This window comes from Streptomyces sp. NPDC090741 (assembly GCF_044769045.1).
Lineage (GTDB): Bacteria > Actinomycetota > Actinomycetes > Streptomycetales > Streptomycetaceae > Streptomyces.
This window is the reverse complement of the sequence record NZ_JBIVXF010000013.1, coordinates 192,086-212,533: the sequence shown is the minus strand read 5'-3', so window position 1 is coordinate 212,533 and position 20,448 is coordinate 192,086. Positions and strand designations below refer to the sequence as shown.

Here is a 20,448-nt window from a genome sequence, read left to right as displayed (position 1 = left end):
CGCTCGTGGCGGATGGTCCGTAAGCTGTGGCACGTCAACAGGACGACCGGTCAGCGGGGTGGACATGGCGATGATGCGGCTCCGGCGCGAGGACCCGCGTGTCGTCGGCTCATTCAGGCTGCACCGACGGCTCGGCGCCGGCGGTATGGGCGTGGTCTACCTGGGATCGGACCGGCGCGGCCAGCGCGTCGCGCTCAAGGTGATCCGGCCCGACCTGGCCGAGGACCAGGAGTTCCGCTCGCGCTTCGCGCGCGAGGTGTCCGCCGCCCGCCGGATCCGCGGCGGGTGCACCGCCCGCCTGGTGGCCGCGGACCTGGACGCGGAGCGCCCGTGGTTCGCCACGCAGTACGTGCCCGGCCCCTCCCTGCACGACAAGGTGGCCGAGGAGGGTCCCCTCACGGCCGCGCAGATCGCCGCGATCGGGGCCGCGCTCTCCGAGGGACTGGTCGCCGTGCACGAGGCGGGGGTCGTCCACCGCGATCTCAAGCCCTCGAACATTCTTCTGTCCCCCAAGGGCCCCCGGATCATCGACTTCGGGATCGCCTGGGCAACCGGCGCGAGCACCCTCACCCATGTGGGTACGGCCGTCGGCTCCCCCGGCTTCCTCGCGCCCGAACAGGTGCGCGGGGCCGCCGTCACCCCGGCGACCGACGTGTTCGCGCTGGGAGCCACCCTCGCCTACGCGGCGACCGCCGACTCGCCCTTCGGGCACGGCAGTTCCGAGGTCATGCTGTACCGCGTGGTGCACGAGGAGCCGCATCTGGTGGGGGTTCCGGACGCGCTGGCGCCCCTCGTGCAGGCCTGCCTGGCCAAGGATCCCGAGGAGCGGCCCAGCACGCTCCAGCTGTCGATGCGGCTGAAGGAGATCGCGGCCCGCGAGGCGCAGGGGCTGTCCGACGGGCGCCCGCCGGCGCAGCGCGTGCGGGCCGACCGACCGACGGGACGGCTGGCGGAGCGGGCCGATGAATACGCGGACCAGCGCACGGAGCGCCGTACGGGCGGCACTCCCGCGCCCCAGGCGCCGGACCAGGGCCACGGGCAGGGCCACGGGCAGGGGCAGGGGCAGGGCCCGAACAGCGGAGGCCACGCGCGGCCCTCGTCCTCCCGGCCCTCGTCCCCGCGCCCTTCGTCCTCGCGGAACCCGGGCGGCCCGTCCTCCCGGCCGACGGCGGGGCGTACGGGGGGCCGCCAGGCCCCGCGCACGACGGGAGCCGGGCGGCGCCCCTCGGGGCCGGACCCCCGGCTGATGCGCCAGCGGCTGATCGTGTTCGTCGTGGTCACGCTGATCGTGGCGCTGGGGATCGCCGCCGCCCAGAAGTTCTAGCCGGCTTCCAGGTCCTGGGAGGCCTGAGCCGAGGCCGGGGCCTGGGGCGGGCGGGTCGCGTAGAAGGCCACCGCCGAGGCCGCGGCCACGTTCAGGGAGTCGATCCCCTCCGCCATCGGGATCCGGACCCACTCGTCGGCGGCCCGCAGCGCGTACGTGGACAGGCCGTGGCCCTCGGAGCCGAGCATGATCGCGGAACGCTCGAAGCGCTCCGGCGGGACCTGGTCCAGCGGAGTGGCCTTCGGGCTCGGCGTCATGGCCAGGATCCGGTAGCCCGCCTCGCGGACCTTCTCCAGATCGGCGGGCCACTGGTCCAGGCGCGCGTACGGAACCGAGAACACGGACCCCATCGAGACCTTGATGGCGCGCCGGTAGAGCGGATCCGCGCAGTCCGGGGAGAGCAGTATCGCGCTGATGCCGAGGGCCGCGGCGCTGCGGAAGGCGGCGCCCAGGTTTGCGTGGTCGACGAAGCCCTCGAAGACGGCGATCCGGTGGCCCGCGCGCGCGCCCTCCGCCGCGAGCAGCTCGTCGGCCGCCGGCAGCGGCTTGCGCTGCATCGAGGCGAGGGCGCCGCGGTGCACGTGGTAGCCGGTGACGCGTTCGGCGAGCTCCGGGGTGACGGCGTAGACCGGGGCCGGGAGCTCGTCGATGACGTCGCGCATGACGTCGACCCACTTGGCGGAGAGCAGCATCGAGCGCATCTCGTACCCGGCGTCCTTGGCCCGTCTGATGACCTTCTCGCCCTCGGCGATGAACAGGCCCTCCGCGGGCTCGCGCCGGCGCCGGAGTTCGACGTCGGTCAGGCCCGTGTAGTCGTGCAGGCGGGGGTCGTCGGGGTCTTCGACGGTGATGAGATCAGCCACAGGGTGATACTGCCTTGTCCGGGGTGTGGTGCCAACGGCCGTGCGGGGCGTGGGTGTTTCAGGCGGTGGGGGCGGTGGGGGCGGCGTGGGCCCCGACGTTGACGACTTCGCCGATGACGATGACCGCGGGCGGACGGATCTCCTCCGCCCGTACGGTCTCGCCGACGGTGGCGAGGGTGGCGTCCACGCGGCGCTGGCTGGCCGTGGTGCCCTCCTGGACGACCGCGACCGGGGTGTCGGCGGGCCGGCCGTGGCGGACCAGGGCCGCGGCGATCAGGCCGATCTTGTCCACGCCCATCAGGATCACCAGGGTGCCGGTGAGCTTGGCGAGGGAGGCCCAGTCCACCAGGGAACGCGGGTCGTCGGGGCCGACGTGGCCGCTGACCACGGTGAACTCGTGCGCCACACCGCGGTGGGTGACCGGGATGCCGACGGCGCCGGGCACCGAGATGGAGCTGGAGATGCCGGGGACGACGGTGCAGGGGATGCCGGCCTCGGCGAGGGCCTGGAGCTCCTCCATGCCGCGGCCGAAGACGTACGGGTCCCCGCCCTTGAGCCGGACCACGGCCTTGCCGGCCTTGGCGTGCTCGATCAGGGCGTTGTTGATGGCCTCCTGGGCCATGAAGCGGCCGTACGGGATCTTCGCGGCGTCGATGACCTCGACGTGCGGCGGGAGTTCGTCGAGCAGGTCGCGGGGACCGAGCCGGTCCGCGATGACGACATCGGCCTCGGCGAGGAGGCGGCGCCCGCGGACGGTGATCAGGTCGGGGTCGCCGGGGCCGCCGCCGACGAGGGCGACGCCGGGGGTGCGGGTGCGGTTCGCGGTGAGGGAGCCGTCGCGCAGCCCCTCGACGACCGCGTCGCGGACGGCGGCGGAGCGGCGGGGGTCGTTGCCGCTCAGGACGGCGACGGTGACGCCCTCGACGCGGCCGGTGGCCGGGGTCCAGGCGGTGGCCGCCTCGGCGTCGTCGGCGCGCACGCACCAGACGCGGCGGCGCTCGGCCTCGGCGGAGGCGGAGTCGTTGGCGGCCCGGTCGCGGGTCGCGATCAGTGCGTACCAGGCACCGTCCAGGTCCCCGTCCTGGTAGCGGCGGCGCTCCCAGCGGATCTCGCCGGTCTCGGCCATGGCGTCCACGGAGGGCGTGGCGGAGGGCGAGACGAGGAGGACGTCGGCGCCGGCCGCGACGAGCGCGGGCAGCCGGCGCTGGGCGACCTGGCCGCCGCCGATGACGACGACGCGGCGGCCGGCGAGACGGAGTCCTACGGGGTAGGCGGAGTGTTCGGCCATAGCGGTGCGGCTCCTGGTGCGGCGGGCGGTTTCTGCGGGCCGCTGCTGCGCTGGAGCGGCTGGGTTCGGGGTGGGTGACGTGCGCTTTCCCTCTCCGGGTCCAACGATACGGCCCGCGCCACCGCCTCCGGGGCTCCACCCCCGGGCTCCCCGGCCCCCGTACGTGCGCTCCGCCGCGCGGGGTCCGGGGCAAAGCCCCCGCGCGGCGGTGACGGGCTACTTCTCGGTGACTCCGGCCGAGTCGAACGTGGCCACCTCGTGCATCGCGCGGGCGGCGCTCTGGACCAGCGGGAGGGCCAGCAACGCGCCCGTGCCCTCTCCGAGGCGGAGGTCCAGGTCGACCAGCGGGCGCAGGCCCAGCTTGTTCAGGGCCGCCACGTGGCCCGGCTCCGCGCTGCGGTGGCCCGCGATGCACGCCGAGAGGGATTCCGGGGCGATGGCACGGGCCACCAGGGCTGCCGCGCCGGCGCTGACGCCGTCCAGGATCACGGGAGTGCGGAGGGAGGCTCCGCCCAGGAGCAGGCCGACGATCGCCGCGTGCTCCAGGCCGCCGATCGCCGCGAGGACGCCGATCGGGTCCGCCGGGTCCGGCTGGTGGAGCTCCAGTGCGCGGCGTACGACCTCGACCTTGCGGGCGTGCGTCTCGTCGTTGATGCCGGTGCCGCGGCCGGTGACCTCCGCCGGGTCGACCCCGGTGAAGACCGAGATCAGGGCAGCCGACACCGTCGTGTTCGCGATGCCCATCTCGCCCGTCAGCAGCGCCTTGTTGCCCGCCGCCACCAGGTCGCGGGCCGTTTCGATGCCCACCTCGATGGCCGCGATCGCTTCCTCGCGGGTCATCGCCGGGCCCGTGGAGAGGTCCGCCGTGCCCGGGCGGACCTTGCGCGGGAGCAGGCCGGGGGTGGTGGGGAGGTCCCCGGCCACGCCGACGTCGATGACGCAGACCTCGGCGCCGACCTGGTTGGCGAACGCGTTGCAGACCGCGCCGCCGCCCAGGAAGTTGGCCACCATCTGCGTGGTGACCTCCTGGGGCCACGGGGTGACGCCCTGGGCGTGGACCCCGTGGTCGCCCGCGAAGATCGCGACCGCGGCCGGCTCCGGGATCGGCGGCGGGCAGACGCGGGAGAGGCCGGACAGCTGTGCGGAGATGATTTCGAGCATGCCCAGGGCCCCGGCGGGCTTGGTCATGCGCTTCTGGCGCTCCCATGCCTCGCCCAGCGCCTTCGCGTCGAGCGGGCGGATGCTGGCGACCGTCTCCGAGAGCAGGTCGTGCGGCTCCTCGCCGGGCAGCGCGCGGCGCCCGTACGTCTCCTCGTGCACGACCCAGGCCAGCGGCCGGCGCTGCGACCAGCCGGCCTGCGCGAGCTCCGGCTCCTCCGGGAACTCGTCGACGTAGCCGACGCACAGGTAGGCGACGACCTCCAGGTGCTCGGGCAGGCCGAGCTCGCGGACCATCTCGCGCTCGTCGAAGAAGCTGACCCAGCCGACGCCGAGGCCCTCGGCGCGCGCGGCGAGCCAGAGGTTCTCGACCGCGAGGGCCGAGGAGTACGGGGCCATCTGCGGCTGGGTGTGCCGGCCGAGGGTGTGGCGGCCGCCGCGGGTGGGGTCGGCGGTGACGACGATGTTCACCGGGGTGTCGAGGATGGCCTCGATCTTGAGTTCCTTGAACTGCTTCGCCCGGCCCTTGGGCAGCGACTTCGCGTAGGCCTCGCGCTGGCGCTGGGCGAGCTCGTGCATCGTCCGGCGGGTCTCGGCCGAACGGATGACGACGAAGTCCCAGGGCTGGGAGTGGCCCACGCTGGGCGCGTGGTGGGCGGCCTCCAGGACGCGCAGGAGCACCTCGTGCGGGATGGGGTCGGTGCGGAAGCCGTTGCGGATGTCGCGGCGTTCGCGCATGACGCGCAGGACCGCCTCGCGTTCGGCGTCGGCGTACGCGGGGGCCGCCTCGCCCGCGGAGGGCTCCACGACGGGTACGAGGGGGACGACGGGCTCGGGCTCGGACTCGTGCTCGGTGACGGCCTCGGCCACCGGCTCGGCGGCGACCGGCTCGGGCCCCGGCACGGCGACCGGCTCCGGCGCGGGCTCGGGAGCGGCTTCGGGCTCCACCGCCTCGGCCTCCGGGACCGCCTCCGGTACGGGGTCCAGGGCGATGGGGGCCGCAGGGGCCTCGGGAGCCGCGGCCTCGACGGACTGGACCACCGTTTCCGCGGGCAGGGCCGCCGGCTCCGGCTCGGCGGCCGGCGCCTCCACCACCGGTACGTCCGCCACCGGCACCTCCACCGGCGGGGCCTGGGCCACGACCGGCTCCGGCGCCGGCTCTACCGGGGCTTCGGCGGGGACCTCGGCGACGGGCTCCGGCGCGGGCTCCACGACGGCCACGGCGACGGCGACCGGCTCGGGCTCCACCGCCACGACCGGCTCCGGCTGAGGGGCCTGCGGGGCGGCGGGGGATTCGGCGGGGACCTCGGCGGCTGCCGGCACCTCGGGCGCCATGACGGGCTCGGGCACCACCGCGGGCGCCGTCACGGGCTCGGGCACCACCGCGGGCGCGGGCGCCGTCACGGGTTCGGGCGCCATCACGGGCTCGGGTGCGACGACGGCCTCGGGTACGACGACGGGCTCCGGGACGGCCACCGGCTCCGGCGCCGGCTCCGCCGTCCACGGGGCGCCGGCCTGCGGCGGGACCTCGGCCGGCTGCGGCACGGCCGGCACTGCGGCGGCCTCGGGACCCGGGAGGTCCAGGTATTCGGGGCCCACGGTCGGCGGCCCGGCCACCTGGACAGGGATCGGCGCCACCGGAGCAGCGGCCTGCACGGCCACGGGAGCTGCGGGAGCCGTCACCTGCGCCACGGACACGGCGGGGGCCACCGGAGCGGCGGCCGGACCCCGGTCGGCGAGGGAACGTACGACTCCACCGGTGGCCTCGGGCACGGGCGGGCCCATGTGCAGCGGCCGGCGGGAGGGCACGGCCGCGGCCACGGGCGCGGCCGGAGCCACCGGGGCGGCGGCCGGCGGCGGGACCACGAGGCCGCCGAGGTCGAGCGCGCCGGAATCGCGGCCGCCGGCCTCGTGCGCGCCCGCGCTGTACGAGGCGTCGCCGTAGGAGGGGTCGGGGAACGCGGGGTAGACGGGCTCGGCGTACACGGCCGGCGCCTCGGAGTACTCGGCGTAGGGCGCGTCGCCGTAGGAGGTCTCGACCGCGAAGACCGGCGCCGGCGGGACCACCTGCGGGTCGCTCCACGCGCCCTGGCCGCTCGGCATCAGCAGCAGTTCCTCGTCCTCCGGCTCGGCCGGGTTGTCCACGAGGTCCTGGAAGGCGTAGCCGCCCTGGACGGGAGCGGGGGCGGGGCCCGGGTGCTGGACCGGAGCGGGAATGCCCTGCTGATCCACCATGCCCGCGTTGTCCGGGAGACCCTCGCCCGGTACCTGGCCGGTGTCAGTCATGCGTACCCCTCGCCCATCGGTTGTGCGTCTTCGATCGCCCGGCGCCCGAGCGGGGTTGCCGTACGACGTGTCCGTCGCGCGCACGTCCCGTGCGACAACCCGTAAGCATTGTCGCGCCCGTTAGACACCATGGTGGCCATAACCGGCATGGTGTGCTGTGGACTGCGCCACGTCGCGCGTCCGGCGGTGTCGTCACCCCCGGAGATGCCAGGGCGCTACGACGATCGGCCAGCCTACCCCGGCCTCCGCGCTAGCGGTTCACGGGGCGTTCGGCTGCCAGGAGGAAGACGACGGAACGGTCCTGTTCGCTCCAGGTGCGGGTGTCCAGGCCAACCGACTGGAGGAGCGCGCACTCGACGGTGTAGCCGCCCTCGGTGAGCGCGCGGCCGATGGCCTCCGCCTCGTCGCGGGTGGAGGCGTGGCTGACGATCCGTTCGGGGCGGCGGTCGGCGACGGCCCGGGCGACCGCGGCTCCCCCGCCGCCGACGCGGACGACGTCGGGTTCGGGGAGGTCCTCCAGTACGTGCGGTGCGCGCCCGGCGACGACCTGGACCTGTACGCCCCGGTTGCGGGCGGCGGCAGTTGCGCGTGCGCAGGCGCCCGGGTCGGCGTCGACCGCGATGACGGCGGCGCCGAACGCGGCGGCCTCCACGGCGAAGGCGCCGGAGCCGGTGCCGATGTCCCAGACGAGGTCGCCGGAGCGCGGGCCGAGGCGGGCGAGCTGGGCTGCGCGCAGCAGCGCCGACTCCCCCTCGCCTCCGTCGGCTCCGGACCGGGCCCAGCCGCGCGGGCCGGTGTGGCCGGCGCTCTGGCCGAGCAGCCAGGCCGGGTCGGCGGCCGCGGCGGGGGCGGCGGACACGGCGGCGGACTGTCCGCCGATGACGATGACGACGTTGGGGTCGCGCCAGCTGTGGTCCGCGACCCGGTCGGAGGTCAGGACGGTCACCTGCTCCTTGGCGGTGCCGAGCTCCTCGCAGATGACGAAGGTGCGGTGGACCCCGCCGAGCAGCAGGGCGAGTTCGGCGGGACCGGCCCCGGGCGAGGTGAGGACCGCGACCTTGCCGTGGGCGCGGCAGACGTTGACGGCGCGGCGCAGCGTACGGGGGTGGGCGACGACGACCTGGGCGTCGTCCCAGGGCATCCCGGCGCGGGCGAAGGCGGCGGCGACGGAGGACACGGCGGGGACGACCTCGACCTCCAGGCCGTGCTCCGGGGCGCGCAGGGTGCGTACGGCGCCGAAGAAGCCGGGGTCCCCGTCGGCGAAGACGACGGCGGTGCCGCGGTGGCCGGCGATACGGCGGGCGGCCAGGCCGAGGCTGCCCAGGCGGATGCGCTCGGCCGTGGGCGGCAGCTCGGGAAGGGCGAGGTGGTGGGCGGCGCCGGCCACGAGGGTGGCGGCGGAGAGCGCGGACCGGGCGGCCGCGGTCAGGGGCGAGCCGTCCCAGCCGATCACCGTGACCCGGTCGGCCATCGTCGTCAGTCTCCTGGGGTGGGGGCGGGCGAAGCTTCGTCGGCAGGGGCCGGCGGGCGGGCCACCAGGCACGGTGAGACTACCTGGTCATCGGGTCGGCCCGGTCAGCTCCAGTCGGCGCCGACGGCGTAGCCGCCTGCGCCGGCCTGGGCGCCGCGGCCGTATCCGTAGTCGTCGTGGCCGTTGTAGCCGTCCGACTCCTCCATGTCGTCGATGTCCTCGGGGAGCAGGCTCCAGACGATGAGGTCGGTGCGGGTGTCCGTCCAGGAGCCGTCGGGGTTCTGTGTGCGCACCATCCACGCATTGCGCAGGACGCCTTCGCTGATGCAGCCGATCTTCTGGGCCACCTGCTGGGAGGCGGTGTTGTCGGCGGCGGTGCGCAGTTCGAGGCGTTCGAAGCGCTGGTCGTGGAAGAGCCATTGGGCGGCGGCGAGCACGGACTCGCTGGCGTAGCCCTCGCCGCGGGCCCAGGGGGCGGTGACGTAGCGGACCTCGGTGCTGCGGGTGCGCCAGTTGGTGTTCTTGAGATGCACGATGCCGACGAGGCGCTGGGTGAGGAATTCGGTGACCGCAAAAACGATGCCTCTGCCCTCCGTGCGCTCCGCGTGGGAGTTCCGGGTGGCCCAGGCGTGGGCGTCCGCGTGGGTGTAGGGGTGCGCCGCGGTGGTCCAGGCGGTGATGTGCTCGTCGTTCATCATCTCGGCGAGCGCGGTGACGTCCTCCCCGTCGAAGGGGCGCAGCACCAGCCGGTCCGTGCTGATGGTGACGTCCGGGAAGGTGGTAGTCATGCGCAGCTCCATGCCGTTGCTGGACCTTTGTGCGGGCCGTAGGCACAGCATGCAGCATCGGCGGTGGGATGTGGCGGCCGGGTTGCCCGGAAGCGGGCAGCGCTCGGCCCCGCACGCCCGCGGGGCGTACGGGGCCGATCAGCGGTTCGGGATCAGGACTTCGGGGCACCGAAGGCCGGGACGACCGAGCCCTGGTACTTGTCCTCGATGAACTTCTTGACCTCGTCGGAGTTGAGGAGCTTGGCGAGCTTCTCGATCCGCGGGTCCTTCTCGTTGCCGGCCTTCACCGCGAGGAAGTTGGCGTAGGGGTTGCCCTCGGCCTTCTCCAGGACCAGCGCGTCCTTGGCGGGCGCGAGCTTGGCCTCCAGGGCGTAGTTGCCGTTGATGACCGCGGCATCCACGTCGTTCAGGGCGCGCGGGACCGTGGCGGCCTCCAGCTCCTTGAACTCCAGGCCCTTCTTGTCGGTGATGTCGGACAGCTTGGCGCCGGTGCCGACACCTTCCTTGAGGGTGATCAGGTTGTTCGCGGCGAGCAGCTGGAGCGCGCGGCCCTCGTTGGTGGTGTCGTTGGGGACGGCGATGGTCTGGCCGGCCTTGATGTCGGCGAGGGCCTTGACCTTCTTGGAGTAGAGGCCGAGGGGCTCCAGGTGCACGTTCACGACGGGCACGATGTGGGTGCCGTTCTTCTTGTTGAAGTCGTCGAGGTACGGCTTGTGCTGGAAGTAGTTGCCGTCGACCTGGCCCTGCTCGGTGGCGGTGTTGGGGAGCACGTAGTCCGTGAACTCCTTCACCTCCAGCTTGAGGCCCTCCTTGGCCGCCAGCTTGTCCTTGACGAAGTTCAGGATGTCGGCGTGCGGGCTCGGGGAGGCCGCGATGACGAGCGGCTTGCTCTCGTCGACCTTGCCGCCGTCGGCCTTGGTGGAGGACGGGTCCGAGGAGCTGCCGCAGGCGGTGAGGCCGAGGGCGAGCGCGGCGGAGGCGGCGGCGAAGGCGGTGACCTTGATGTTCTTACGCACGAAGAGTGCCTTTCTTGCATTTTCCGGATGGAGGCCCAAGCACGACAAGTGCGGGCTTTCGGGAGGGAGGTTCAGGGGGTGCGGTGGGCCCGGTTCAGGCTGTCCGGCCGCGGCGGGCGAGGAGGCGTACCGCGCCGTCGCCGATCAGCTGGATCAGCGTGACGATGGCGATCAGGACCACGACGGTGGCGAGCATGAAGCCGGTCTCGAAGCGCTGGAAGCCGTAGGTGATGGCCTTGGATCCGAGGCCTTCGCCGCCGACCGCGCCGGCCATGGCGGAGTACCCGATCAGGGTGATCAGGGTGGTGGTCACGGCTGCGACCAGCGAGGGCAGGGCCTGCGGGAGCAGCACCTTGCCCACGAGGGTGGGGACGCCTCCGCCCATGGACTCGACGGCCTCGATCAGGCCGTGGTCCACCTCGCGGACGGCCGTCTCCACGAGGCGCGCGAAGAAGGGGATGGCGCCGATGGCCAGCGGGACGATCATCGCGGTGGGGCCGATGAAGGTGCCGACGACCGCGGTGGTGACCGGGATCAGGGCGATCAGCAGGATGATGAACGGCAGCGAGCGGCCTACGTTCACGATCACGCCGAGGACCTTGTTGAGCGGCCGGTTCTGCAGGAGGCCGCCCTTGTCGGTGAGGACGAGGAGGATGCCGATGGGCAGTCCGCCGAGAACCGTCACCAGGGTGGACCACAGCACCATGTAGAGGGTGTCGTACGTGCCCTGGGTGAGCAGGGGCTGCATCTCGGACCAGGTCACTTGGCACCATCCTTGACGAGCTGGGCGAGCTCGGCGTCGGCGTCTTCGGGGTCATCGACGACATCGACCTGCAGGCCCTGCTCGCGCAGGAAGCCGACGGGCACGACGTTGTCCTCGTAGCGGCCGGGCAGCTCGATCCGCATGCGGCCGATCTGGCGGCCGGCGACGGTGTCCATCGCTGCGCCGAGGATCGAGATGTCGATGTTGTACGTCCGCGACAGCTGGGAGATGACCGGCTGGGTGGCGGCGTCACCGTGGAAGGTGACGTCGACGACCGTGCGGTCGGGGCCGGTGGCGGCGCCGCTGACGGGGAAGAGCTCGCCGGCGAGCTCGGAGCCGGGGGTGGCGAGCAGTTCGGCCACGGTGCCGGACTCGATGATCCGGCCCTGCTTCATGAGGGCGGCCGAGTCGCAGACGGTCTTGACGACGTCCATCTCGTGGGTGATGAGCAGGACGGTCAGGCCGAGCTGCTGGTTGAGGTCGCGCAGCAGCTGGAGGATCGAGCGGGTGGTCTCGGGGTCCAGGGCGCTGGTGGCCTCGTCGGACAGGAGCACCTTGGGGTCGCCGGCCAGGGCGCGGGCGATGCCGACGCGCTGCTTCTGGCCGCCGGAGAGCTGGCCGGGGTAGGCCTTGGCCTTGTCGGCGAGGCCGACGAGGTCGAGCAGTTCGAGGGCCTTGCGGGAGCGCTCGCGGCCGGAGACGCCGAGGATCTCCAGCGGCAGTTCGATGTTGCCCTGGACGGTGCGCGAGGACAGCAGGTTGAAGTGCTGGAAGACCATGCCGATGCGGCTGCGGGCCTCGCGGAGCTCCTTGCCGGCGCGCCGGCCGCGGCCGGCGAGCGCGGTGAGGTCGACGCCGTCGACGGTCACGGTGCCGGTGGTGGGGCGCTCCAGCAGGTTCACGCAGCGGATCAGGGAGGACTTGCCGGCGCCGCTCTGGCCGATGACTCCGTATACCTCGCCCTCGCGGACGTGCAGATCGACGCCGTCCAGGGCGGTGACCTCGCGGCCACGGGACTGGTAGACCTTCGTGAGGCCCGATGTGGTGATCACAGGAATTCCGTCGCTGTCGAGTGCGCGGCGCAGCGGGGTGCCGGCACGGGGCAAACATCTGGGGACGCGATACGGGTCGAACCGTCACAAAAAGTCGGCGTCGACGCATGCGCGGGGCAGGAGCGGTCCATGGTGTGTGGACGGGCTCGGCCGGGTCTCGCTTCGGGGCGCGAGACTCAGGAGAGGGGCCCTCAGAAGGCGCACATTCGACACATACAACGAGCACCGGGCGTCATCGTCGCCTCGGTCGCAAGGGTGCGGCTGCTCGTCGTGGTCATGGGCCCAAGTAAAGCAGACGTATCCCGCCACCGATCAAAGCTGTCCGAATAGCGGACGCAATCCAACCGCATACCGGACAGGATCGGTCAGTCCCGGCCGCCCGTCGACACCGCGATGTCCCCGCCGCCGACCGGCACGGACACGGCCGGGAGGTCCCGTACGGCCACGTCCGCGCCGAGCCCGGCGGCGGTGTGCGCTGTGGTCAAGGCCACGGTCCGCATCCCGGTGCGGCGGGCCGCGCCCAGGGGCGCGCGCACCGGGTCTTTCGGCCCGTAATACCCTCGCTGCATGCTCGACGCCCTGACGGTCGCCCTCGGCGCGGCCGCACTCGCCCTCGCCGCCTGGTGCGGATTCGCCGCCCTGCGGGACCAGCCCACCAAGGACTGGCACTTCATCGGCATGGGCGTGGTGACCCTGCTGGCCCTGGCCCAGCTGGTGGTCGGCGTGGTGAAGCTCGCACAGGGCGGCAAGCCCGACGAGGGCACGGTGATCTTCGTGGCCTACCTGGTGGGCGCCTTCGCGGCGGTCCCGGCCGCCGGGCTGCTCTCCCTGAGCGAGCGGACCAGATGGGGCTCGGTGACGGTGGCCGCGGGCGCGCTCGTCCTCGCCGTCCTCGAAGTACGCCTCTACGACATCTGGGGGACCCCCGGTGCCTGACACCACCGACACCGCCGACACCGACATGACCGCGGACCCGGCCGGCCCGGCCGGGCGCAAGCGGCTGGTCTCCGGGCCCGGGCTGCTGCTGGTCTGGCTGTACGGGGTGATCACGGTCGGCGCGGTCTCGCGCTCGGTCTACCAGATCTCCACCGAGTTCGACCGGGCCCCGCTGCCGTACACGCTGACCGGCCTGGCCGCACTCGTCTACTGCTTCATCACGTACTCGCTGGTGCGCGGCGGGGAGGCGGCCCGCAGGGCGGCGCGCGCGTGCTGCGCCGCCGAGCTGGCCGGGGTCCTCGTCGTCGGCACCTGGACCCTGGTGCGGCCCGAGTCCTTCCCCGACTCGACGGTGTGGTCTCAGTTCGGGATGGGCTACCTGTTCATCCCGGTGATCCTGCCGATCACCGGGATGCTCTGGCTGCGCGCCAAGCGCTGAGCTCTCAGCTCTCAGCTCTCAGCCCTGAGGTTCAGGCGCTGACCGCGAAGTCGGCCGCGTCGGTGGCCTCCTTCTCCAGGATGACCAGGCGTACGCCGTCGGAAGCCGTACGGCCACCGACCTGGACGTATCCGGCATTGCGGTAGAGGCGCAGGTTGGACTCGCTCTTGTGGCCGGTGTGCAGCCGGAAGCGGGTGGTCTCGGCGCGGCCCGCGAGGGCCTCCTCGACGGCGCGCAGCAGCCGGGCGCCGAGCCCGTGGCCCTGCAGGCGCGGGTGGACGCAGAGCTTGGCGATCTTGCCGGTGCCGTCCTCGTCGACGCTGCCGCGCACGGTGCCGACCACTTCGTCGCCGAGCCGGGCCACGAGCACCGTGTCCGACTCCAGCTCGGCCTTGAGGGAGTCCAGGGTCTGGGTGAGCGGCTGGATGCGGTAGTTGCCGTACAGCTCGGCCTCACGCTGGAACGCCAGGTACTGCAGTTTGAGGATCTGCTCAGTGTCCTCGGCAGCTGCCGCCGAAATGGTCACGCTCATGCCCATGTGCGCATGCCTCCCGCTCACCTGGTAGCCCATTGGTCTACCGCTCCCTTCCCCGAAGGCGAGGAGCCGCAACCTCTGACGCCAGCATTCTGCGCAGACATCCCAGGCAACGGGAACGGACGGGTCCCAAACTTCCTTGTGAGATACCCAACTCTCCTGCGATTTCACGGTAGGTGAGGTCTCTGGGCGAAAGAAGTGCCCCCATGAGCTCCGGACACCGTCCGGGCAGTCGGGCGACGGCCGACCGGAGAGCGCGGTTCTCCTCGCCGTGCAGCAGGGCGTCTTCGGGCTCGGCGCCCGCGCTGCCGGGCCGGCAGCCGTACGGGATCTCGCGGCGGGCGCGGCGCCGGGCGAGCCGGGCTTCGGCCCGCACCGCGCGGCGCAGCCAGCGGGCCGGTTCTGCGGGGGCGGGTTCGTGTTCCAGCAGCCTGACCCAGACGGCTTGCTCCAAGTCGGCCGCTTCCACTCCGGCGCCCGGGGCCTCCGCGGCCGCCTCGGCGGAGAGCAGCGGCCCCAGTTCGTTCAGGAGGTCGGAGTCCTTCAGCAGGTCCATGCCGGGCGGGACGCGCGGGCCGTGCCCGGCGGTTTCCACACCCGGCACAGCCCACCCGTACGTGATATTCCGCTTATCTGTTGACGGTGCGGGGCCCTAGCGGCCGCGGCCCGGGCGGAAGGCCTCGGCCGCGAGCAGCCCGGTGTCCGCGTTGTCCGTGAAGATGCCGTCGATGCCCTGCTCGAAGTACGTCTTGAAGGCGCCGAAGGCATCCCCGTACGCGTTCGGGTCGGTGCCCTTGCGGTACTCGGCCGGCAGGAAGGTGTTCTCGTTGCGCGCGGTGTAGGGGTGCAGCACCAGCCCCTGGGCATGGGCGTCCTTGACCAGCATGGTCGGGGCGCCGAGCTTGCCCGCCGCGTCGCGCGGGAGGATCAGGTCCATCGTGGGGCCGATGCCCTGGGCGAATCCGGCGATCCACTTCAGGCCCTCGGGCTTGACCAGGTCCGACACCGTCCGCGGATCCTTGGCCTGTTCGAAGTCCCAGGGCCGGGTGCCGGCGGCGGACAGCAGGACCACGCGCGGCGCGGAGACCAGCCGGGAGAGCCTCTGGATGCTGGAGGGCTCGAAGGACTGGAGGAAGAGGGGGGCGCCCCGTCCGTCGCGGCCGTAGCGGCGCAGCAGCTTGGCGAGGGGCTCTTCGAGGCCCAGGCCCAGGGACCGGAAGTACGTGGGGTGTTTGGTCTCGACGTGCAGCCAGACGCGCTTGCCGCGCCTCTTGCCCTCGCGGTCGGCCCAGCGCAGCACCTCTTCGAAGGTGGGCACGTCCCACCGGCCGTCGTAGAGCGTGTTGCGCTGGCGGACGGAGGGGATACGTTCCTTCGCCCGCAGGGTCTTCAGCTCGGCGAGGGTGAAGTCCTCGGTGAACCAGCCCGTGACCGCGACCCCGTCGATCGACTTGGTCGTACGGCGGGAGGCGAACCCGGGGTGGTCGGCGACGTCGGTGGTGCCGCCGATCTCGTTCTCGTGGCGGCACACGAGGTGGCCGTCCTTGGTGGGCACCAGGTCCTGCTCGACGACGTCCGCCCCCAGGTCGAGGGCGAGCTGGTACGAGCCGAGGGTGTGCTCGGGCCGGTAGCCGCAGGCCCCGCGGTGGCCGATGACCAGCGGGACGGGGAGGTCCCGGTAGCCGCCGCCACGGCCCAGGTCGGCTTCGTACGCGGCCTCCGCCGCCGTCGCGGCTCGTGTCCCCCCGGCCGCCGAGGCGGACCCCGCAGAAAGCCCGGCCATGCCGCCGCCCGCTGCCAGGACGGCCGCCCCCAGGACCGTGCGCCGTGCTGCCCCACCCTGCGTCATGAGTGCCACTCCAGTCGTCTGAGAGGGCCGGGCGGTACCCGGGATCTCCGGGTCCGAGCGGCCCGATTGGGCATGCCGATCGTAGGCAGCGGCCGGTGGCGCGGGGGTGGGCCTGCGGGGAACATGGCGGAAACGTGCGTCAACACTGCGTATCCACCTCGTGAACCCGATGTGCACTCGGAGCTGACCCGCGAGTATCGTCCTCACCTGCACTACCCCCGTGTGGTGCGAAAATCGCGTTTCGATGCCGGAGGGCTCACGTTGTTCCGTACATCGCTCATCAAAGCCACCGTCGGACCGGTCATGCGCATGATGTTCCGCACCCGTGTGGAGGGCATCGAGAACATCCCGGGCACCGGACCGGTGATCCTGGCGGGCAACCACCTCACCTTCATCGACTCCATGATCCTTCCGCTGGTGTGCGACCGTACGGTCCACTTCATCGGCAAGGACGAGTACGTGACGGGCAAGGGCATCAAGGGCCGTGCCATGGCCTGGTTCTTCACCGGGTCCGGCATGATCCCGGTCGACCGTGACGGCGCCAACGGCGGCGTCGCCGCCCTGATGACCGGCCGCCGCATCCTCGAAGAGGGCAAGATCTTCGGGATCTACCCCGAGGGCACCCGCTCCCCCGACGGCCGCCTCTACCGCGGCCGCACCGGCATCGCCCGCCTGACCCTGATGACCGGCGCCCCCGTGGTCCCCTTCGCGATGATCGGCACCGACAAGCTCCAGCCGGGCGGCAAGGGCATGCCCCGCCCGGGCCGGGTCACCGTCCGCTTCGGCGAGCCGATGGAGTTCTCCCGCTACGAGGGCATGGACCGCGACCGCTACGTGCTGCGCGCCGTCACCGACTCGGTGATGGCGGAGGTCATGCGCCTTTCGGGCCAGGAGTACGTCGACATGTACGCGACGAAGGTCAAGGAAGCCGCGTAGCGGTCACTGGCGCTGGAGTGACCGGCTGACGCCCGCCGCGGTCGTCGTGGCGAGGACCCAGCCGGTCACGATCAGCACGTACGAGAGCCACTGGTACCAGCCGTTCGGCGCGAAGGCGCCCTCTTGGCCGAAGCCGATGATCGGCAGCATCAGGTCGATCGTGTAGAACACCGCGTTGAACTCCGGCGCCTCCCCCGCCTTGAGCTCCCTCGGCGGGTGCAGACCGTACGCGATCGTCCCCGTCAGCAGCAGCGCCAGCAGCCAGCCCGCCGCCCGCAGCGGCCGGAAGCCGTAGCCGACGGTGGCGTCCTGGAGCAGCCCCCAGAGCCGGGCGTGGCGGGGCAGGGTGCGCCGGTGCCGGCGCAGCTTGGCGAGCTGCACGGTCCGTGCGCCCGCCTCGTCCCCGGCCGTACGGTAGGCCGCCGCGAGCTGCTCGTACGCGTACGGGAGGTACCCGGACTCCTCGCGCTCCAGCGCGGGCAGCCGCTCCTCGGGCGGCAGGTGCGGGGCGAGGGTGCGGTAGGTGAGCCCGTCGATGCGGATCTGCTCGGGCCAGGTCCCGGGCGGCATGTGGAGCAGGTCGAACTGGGAGCGGCGCAGGTTCACCCCGCCCCGGATGGTGTCGCAGGACCGCAGCCACACCTCGCCGATCACGCAGCTGGAGGCGCGCAGCGCCACGCCGCCGGGGTTGGCGAGCCGCGCGTAGGCGAGGTTGAGCTGGCCGGGTATGCGGGAGCCGCTGAGGTTGACCCGCCCGCGGGCCTCCAGCCGCATGGCGCGCAGGTCGGTGCCGACGGACAGGGTCTCGGCGTGCAGGGCGGTACCGCCGGGGGCGAGCAGGCGGGCGCCGTCGAGGTTGATCTGGCCGCCGACGGTGGCGCCGTTGATCCGGGTCTGGCCGTGGACGGTGAGGTCCATCGCGATGACGTCGGTGCCGATGGCGGCGTGGTTGAACTGGAGCAGGGGCTCCTCGGCCTCCTCCTGGGCGTCCGGGTCGCCGATGACGGCTCTCTGGAGGAAGAGGCCGCCGGATATCCGGGCCCCTTGGAGCCGCACCGGCCCCGTGATGCGGCAGCAGGACAGCCGCAGGACGAGGTCGACGCCGAGGGTGGCGGCGGTCAGGCCGGGCAGCGCCGAGTCGGACAGTACGAGGGCGCGCAACTGGGCCCCGTAGAGCAGGGGTTTGCGCTCGAACCAGCAGGCGCGCAGCCGGATGCCGTGCTCGACGACCGCGTACTTGAGGTCCAGCTTGCCGGTGATCCGGGCGCCCCGGACGTTGAGCCCGGGGACCTTCCCCGTAGCGGTGACCCGGCTGAGCAGCAGGGCGCTGAGCACCTCGGCGCGCAGCGTCCGCTCGGGCCCCCACTGCGCGCCGCCGAAGCCGTTCTCGTCGGGGTGCTCCCGGAAGTCGACGCCCTCCCCGCGCGGGAAGGCTTCCCATACGCGGCGTTCCGCCGGGGTCAGCTCGTTGATCTCCATCGCGGGGATGGTGTCCTGCGTGTCGACGGGCTGTCAACTCTGTTCAGGACACCACCCCTTGAGGGGATCAGTGCGTGACGCCGTCCTGGAGCTTCTGCCCCCTGAGCAGGAACCAGGCCGCGACCGCCGTGGCCAGCAGCACCGCCGCGCCCACGCCGGAGGCGAGCCGCAGACCGTCCACGAAGGCGTCCTGGGCGGCGCCGATCATGGTCTGCGCGGTCGCGGGATCCACCGCCTTGGCGGCTTCGACGGCGCCGCCCAGCGATTCGTGCGCGGCGTCGGCGACGGGCCCGGGGACCGAGGCCGGGGCGGTGAAGCCCTGGTACACGCCGGTGACGACGGAGCCGAGCAGGGCGATGCCGAGGGCCGCCCCGAGTTCGTACGCGGTCTCGGAGACGGCCGAGGCCGAACCGGCCTGCTCCTTGGGGACGCTGGAGAGGATGACGTCGGCGGTGACGGTGAAGGAGAAGCCGGCGCCGAGGCCGACGACCAGCAGGGCCGCGCCGAGCAGCGGGTAGCCGCTCTCCTTGTGGATCAGGGTGAGCGCGCCGAGCGCGAGCCCGATGGCCGCGAGGCCGCCGGTGACGATCGACCGTACCGAGTACCGGCGGGCGTAGCGGCCGGCGATCAGACCGGTGACCACCGCTCCGATGGCGGCGGGCAGTTCGGCCAGGCCGGCCTCCAGGGGGTCGCGGCCCTGGACGAGCTGGAGGAACTGGGAGAGGAAGAAGACGAGGCCGGAGAGGCCGAAGACGGTCAGCAGGTCGGCGAGGACCGCGCCGGAGAAGCCGCGGTGCTTGAAGAGCCGCATGTCGAGGAGCGGCGACGGCAGGGCGAACTGGCGGCGGACGAAGCCGTACAGGCACGCGGCGCCGAGGGCGGCGGAGACCGCGACGCCCCAGGTGATGCCGTGGGTGGCGACTTCCTTGACGGCGTATACGACGCCGATGACGCCGACGAGCGAGAGGGCGACGCTGAGCAGGTCCCAGGGTCCGGAGACCGGGTTCTTGGACTCGGGCAGCAGCTTGATGCCGACGAGGACCAGGGCGATCATCACGGGCAGGTTGATGAGGAAGACCGAGCCCCACCAGAAGTGCTGGAGCAGGGCTCCGCCGACGACGGGCCCGATGGCCGCGCCGGCCGAGGCGGTGGCGCCCCAGATGCCGATGGCGAGGCTGCGCTCCTTGGGGTCGTGGAATATGTTCCGGATCAGCGCGAGGGTCGAGGGCATCAGCGTCGCGCCGGCCACGCCGAGCAGGGCCCGGGCCACGATCATCATCTCGGGGCTGGTGGCGTAGGCGTTCAGGACGGATACGGCGCCGAAGGCGGTGGCGCCGACCAGGAGCAGCTTCTTGCGGCCGATGCGGTCGCCGAGGGAGCCCATGGAGACGAGCAGACCGGCGATGACGAACGAGTAGATGTCGCCGATCCACAGCAGCTGGGTGCCGGACGGCTTGAGGTCTTCACTGAGTGAGGGTGTGGCGAGACCGAGTACGGTGGCGTCCACCGCGACCAGCAGGACGGCCAGGACGAGCACGGAGAGCGCCAGCCAGCGCCCCCTGCTCCCCCTGTTCCCCTCGGCTCCGCTCGCCTCCGTCCTCTGCTCCTGCGTCAGCTGCTGCGTGCGGCTCATTTCTCCACGCTCCGTCGTGCGCCACCGAGCAACAGCTCGATGATCATGTACTGGAAGTCCTTCGCGGCGACCCGGCCGTCCATGACGGCCCAGGCGCAGGTGCCGATGAGGCCGTAGAGGGCCTCGGTGAGCCAGGCGGGGCTCAGGTCGATCCGGATGTCTCCCTCCTCCTGGCCGCGCCGGAAGAGCGCGTTGACGCGCGCGTCGAGCCGGGCCCATCCCTCGTTGACCTGGTCGCCCTCGAAGAGCTGGTTCTCGGTGACGAGGAAGGCCAGCAGCTGGGCGTCGCGCTCGGCCTCGGCGACGAGCCGGCGCAGGGCCTCGACCGCCGTGCCCTCGTCGAGGCGGGCGTTGTCGAAGGCCGTCTCGAACTGGCGGATGCCGAGTTCTTCGAGGGCCCGTACGAGGGCGTCGCGCCCGGCGAAGTGCCGGTGGAGGGTCGCGCGCCCGATTCCTGCGGCGCGGGCGACCTCGTCCATCGTGGCGGTCGATTTGCGGGAGAGCAGGGCTGCGGCGTCGCGGAGCACCTGGTCACGATCCATGGCCATGAGACAAGCATACCCCGAATGAGACGCGTGTGTCTCACTGGAAAAATGGGGTGCCCCCGGGCGCCCGGAACGGAAGGCTGCCGA

General features: G+C 72.7%; 19 protein-coding genes. 4 read left to right on the top strand and 15 right to left on the bottom strand.

The features are described 5' to 3' along the window. The first annotated feature begins 58 nt into the window (after positions 1-58). Positions 59-1,324 carry a serine/threonine-protein kinase gene (locus ACIQU4_RS30880; protein ID WP_403737573.1) on the top strand — a complete coding sequence of 422 codons (1,266 nt, stop codon included), beginning with the start codon at positions 59-61 and terminating at the stop codon, positions 1,322-1,324. Here ACIQU4_RS30880 and ACIQU4_RS30875 read toward each other — a convergent pair. From ACIQU4_RS30875 to ACIQU4_RS30835, 9 genes are all read right to left on the bottom strand, one after another. After that, a complete protein-coding gene (locus ACIQU4_RS30875) occupies positions 1,321-2,187 on the bottom strand; it encodes a TrmH family RNA methyltransferase (protein ID WP_403737570.1) in 867 nt (288 codons plus the stop codon). The genes ACIQU4_RS30880 and ACIQU4_RS30875 overlap by 4 nt on opposite strands. Before the next feature lie 58 nt (positions 2,188-2,245). Next, positions 2,246-3,475: a uroporphyrinogen-III C-methyltransferase gene (gene cobA, locus ACIQU4_RS30870; RefSeq protein ID WP_403737567.1), complete on the bottom strand. Its 1,230-nt coding sequence runs from the start codon at positions 3,473-3,475 to the stop codon at positions 2,246-2,248. Positions 3,476-3,691: 216 nt separating this feature from the next. Continuing rightward, positions 3,692-6,919 (bottom strand): nicotinate-nucleotide--dimethylbenzimidazole phosphoribosyltransferase, encoded by a 3,228-nt coding sequence (gene cobT / locus ACIQU4_RS30865; RefSeq protein WP_403737565.1) that lies wholly within the window; start codon positions 6,917-6,919, stop codon positions 3,692-3,694. Between the two features lie 250 nt (positions 6,920-7,169). Then, entirely contained in the window at positions 7,170-8,390 is a 1,221-nt protein-coding gene (gene cbiE, locus ACIQU4_RS30860) for a precorrin-6y C5,15-methyltransferase (decarboxylating) subunit CbiE (protein ID WP_403737563.1), read from the bottom strand. 104 nt (positions 8,391-8,494) lie between these two features. Next, positions 8,495-9,178 carry a GNAT family N-acetyltransferase gene (locus tag ACIQU4_RS30855; protein WP_403737560.1) on the bottom strand — a complete coding sequence of 228 codons (684 nt, stop codon included), beginning with the start codon at positions 9,176-9,178 and terminating at the stop codon, positions 8,495-8,497. Positions 9,179-9,330: 152 nt separating this feature from the next. Then, positions 9,331-10,194, bottom strand: a complete 864-nt coding sequence (locus ACIQU4_RS30850) for a MetQ/NlpA family ABC transporter substrate-binding protein (RefSeq protein ID WP_385584549.1) — start codon at positions 10,192-10,194, stop codon at positions 9,331-9,333. Positions 10,195-10,288: 94 nt separating this feature from the next. Further along, the gene (locus tag ACIQU4_RS30845) at positions 10,289-10,957 is read right to left on the bottom strand and encodes a methionine ABC transporter permease (RefSeq protein WP_403737557.1); all 669 of its coding nucleotides are present in this window, start codon (positions 10,955-10,957) and stop codon (positions 10,289-10,291) included. Further along, positions 10,954-12,009, bottom strand: a complete 1,056-nt coding sequence (locus ACIQU4_RS30840) for a methionine ABC transporter ATP-binding protein (protein ID WP_385584556.1) — start codon at positions 12,007-12,009, stop codon at positions 10,954-10,956. The genes ACIQU4_RS30845 and ACIQU4_RS30840 overlap by 4 nt, the downstream gene beginning before the upstream one ends. Before the next feature lie 365 nt (positions 12,010-12,374). Further along, positions 12,375-12,578, bottom strand: coding sequence for a hypothetical protein (locus ACIQU4_RS30835; RefSeq protein WP_403737554.1), 204 nt, complete (start codon positions 12,576-12,578; stop codon positions 12,375-12,377). On the opposite strand from ACIQU4_RS30835, the gene ACIQU4_RS30830 reads away from it, so the two are divergent. Further along, the gene (locus ACIQU4_RS30830) at positions 12,577-12,945 is read left to right on the top strand and encodes a hypothetical protein (RefSeq protein WP_134074703.1); all 369 of its coding nucleotides are present in this window, start codon (positions 12,577-12,579) and stop codon (positions 12,943-12,945) included. The two genes, ACIQU4_RS30835 and ACIQU4_RS30830, sit on opposite strands and share 2 nt — an antisense overlap. Before the next feature lie 25 nt (positions 12,946-12,970). Then, positions 12,971-13,384 (top strand): hypothetical protein, encoded by a 414-nt coding sequence (locus ACIQU4_RS30825; protein WP_403737684.1) that lies wholly within the window; start codon positions 12,971-12,973, stop codon positions 13,382-13,384. A gap of 31 nt (positions 13,385-13,415) precedes the next feature. Here the strand turns inward: ACIQU4_RS30825 and ACIQU4_RS30820 are convergent, their stop codons facing one another. The 3 genes from ACIQU4_RS30820 to ACIQU4_RS30810 all read right to left on the bottom strand — a co-directional run bounded on the left by ACIQU4_RS30820 (position 13,416) and on the right by ACIQU4_RS30810 (position 15,768). Next, a complete protein-coding gene (locus ACIQU4_RS30820) occupies positions 13,416-13,922 on the bottom strand; it encodes a GNAT family N-acetyltransferase (protein ID WP_053688798.1) in 507 nt (168 codons plus the stop codon). A gap of 37 nt (positions 13,923-13,959) precedes the next feature. Next, positions 13,960-14,475 carry a sigma-70 family RNA polymerase sigma factor gene (locus ACIQU4_RS30815; RefSeq protein ID WP_403737681.1) on the bottom strand — a complete coding sequence of 172 codons (516 nt, stop codon included), beginning with the start codon at positions 14,473-14,475 and terminating at the stop codon, positions 13,960-13,962. Between the two features lie 96 nt (positions 14,476-14,571). Then, positions 14,572-15,768, bottom strand: a complete 1,197-nt coding sequence (locus ACIQU4_RS30810; RefSeq protein ID WP_403737551.1) for a glycerophosphodiester phosphodiesterase — start codon at positions 15,766-15,768, stop codon at positions 14,572-14,574. Between the two features lie 303 nt (positions 15,769-16,071). Here ACIQU4_RS30810 and ACIQU4_RS30805 point away from each other — a divergent pair, with 303 nt between their 5' ends. Beyond that, positions 16,072-16,704: a lysophospholipid acyltransferase family protein gene (locus ACIQU4_RS30805; protein ID WP_403737549.1), complete on the top strand. Its 633-nt coding sequence runs from the start codon at positions 16,072-16,074 to the stop codon at positions 16,702-16,704. Between the two features lie 3 nt (positions 16,705-16,707). On the opposite strand, the gene ACIQU4_RS30800 is transcribed toward ACIQU4_RS30805, so the two are convergent. The 3 genes from ACIQU4_RS30800 to ACIQU4_RS30790 form a co-directional block, all read right to left on the bottom strand. Further along, positions 16,708-18,183, bottom strand: coding sequence for a membrane-associated oxidoreductase (locus ACIQU4_RS30800; protein ID WP_403737546.1), 1,476 nt, complete (start codon positions 18,181-18,183; stop codon positions 16,708-16,710). Between the two features lie 67 nt (positions 18,184-18,250). Then, on the bottom strand, positions 18,251-19,816 hold the full coding sequence (locus ACIQU4_RS30795) for an MFS transporter (protein ID WP_403737544.1): 1,566 nt from the start codon (positions 19,814-19,816) through the stop codon (positions 18,251-18,253). Next, positions 19,813-20,364, bottom strand: a complete 552-nt coding sequence (locus ACIQU4_RS30790) for a TetR/AcrR family transcriptional regulator (protein ID WP_403737542.1) — start codon at positions 20,362-20,364, stop codon at positions 19,813-19,815. Before ACIQU4_RS30790 ends, ACIQU4_RS30795 begins: the two co-directional genes overlap by 4 nt. Positions 20,365-20,448: the final 84 nt, after the last annotated feature.

Excerpts from the sequence above, each read along its gene's own strand:
- cobA (WP_403737567.1), bottom strand. The coding sequence starts at position 3,475 with ATGGCCGAACACTCCGCCTACCCCGTAGGACTCCGTCTCGCCGGCCGC.
- cobT (WP_403737565.1), bottom strand. The coding sequence starts at position 6,919 with ATGACTGACACCGGCCAGGTACCGGGCGAGGGTCTCCCGGACAACGCG.
- cbiE (WP_403737563.1), bottom strand. The coding sequence starts at position 8,390 with ATGGCCGACCGGGTCACGGTGATCGGCTGGGACGGCTCGCCCCTGACC.
- ACIQU4_RS30855 (WP_403737560.1), bottom strand. The coding sequence starts at position 9,178 with ATGACTACCACCTTCCCGGACGTCACCATCAGCACGGACCGGCTGGTG.
- ACIQU4_RS30830 (WP_134074703.1), top strand. The coding sequence starts at position 12,577 with ATGCTCGACGCCCTGACGGTCGCCCTCGGCGCGGCCGCACTCGCCCTC.
- ACIQU4_RS30835 (WP_403737554.1), bottom strand. The coding sequence starts at position 12,578 with ATGCAGCGAGGGTATTACGGGCCGAAAGACCCGGTGCGCGCGCCCCTG.
- ACIQU4_RS30825 (WP_403737684.1), top strand. The coding sequence starts at position 12,971 with ATGACCGCGGACCCGGCCGGCCCGGCCGGGCGCAAGCGGCTGGTCTCC.
- ACIQU4_RS30820 (WP_053688798.1), bottom strand. The coding sequence starts at position 13,922 with ATGGGCATGAGCGTGACCATTTCGGCGGCAGCTGCCGAGGACACTGAG.
- ACIQU4_RS30815 (WP_403737681.1), bottom strand. The coding sequence starts at position 14,475 with ATGGACCTGCTGAAGGACTCCGACCTCCTGAACGAACTGGGGCCGCTG.
- ACIQU4_RS30810 (WP_403737551.1), bottom strand. The coding sequence starts at position 15,768 with ATGACGCAGGGTGGGGCAGCACGGCGCACGGTCCTGGGGGCGGCCGTC.
- ACIQU4_RS30805 (WP_403737549.1), top strand. The coding sequence starts at position 16,072 with ATGCGCATGATGTTCCGCACCCGTGTGGAGGGCATCGAGAACATCCCG.
- ACIQU4_RS30800 (WP_403737546.1), bottom strand. The coding sequence starts at position 18,183 with ATGGAGATCAACGAGCTGACCCCGGCGGAACGCCGCGTATGGGAAGCC.
- ACIQU4_RS30795 (WP_403737544.1), bottom strand. The coding sequence starts at position 19,816 with ATGAGCCGCACGCAGCAGCTGACGCAGGAGCAGAGGACGGAGGCGAGC.
- ACIQU4_RS30790 (WP_403737542.1), bottom strand. The coding sequence starts at position 20,364 with ATGGCCATGGATCGTGACCAGGTGCTCCGCGACGCCGCAGCCCTGCTC.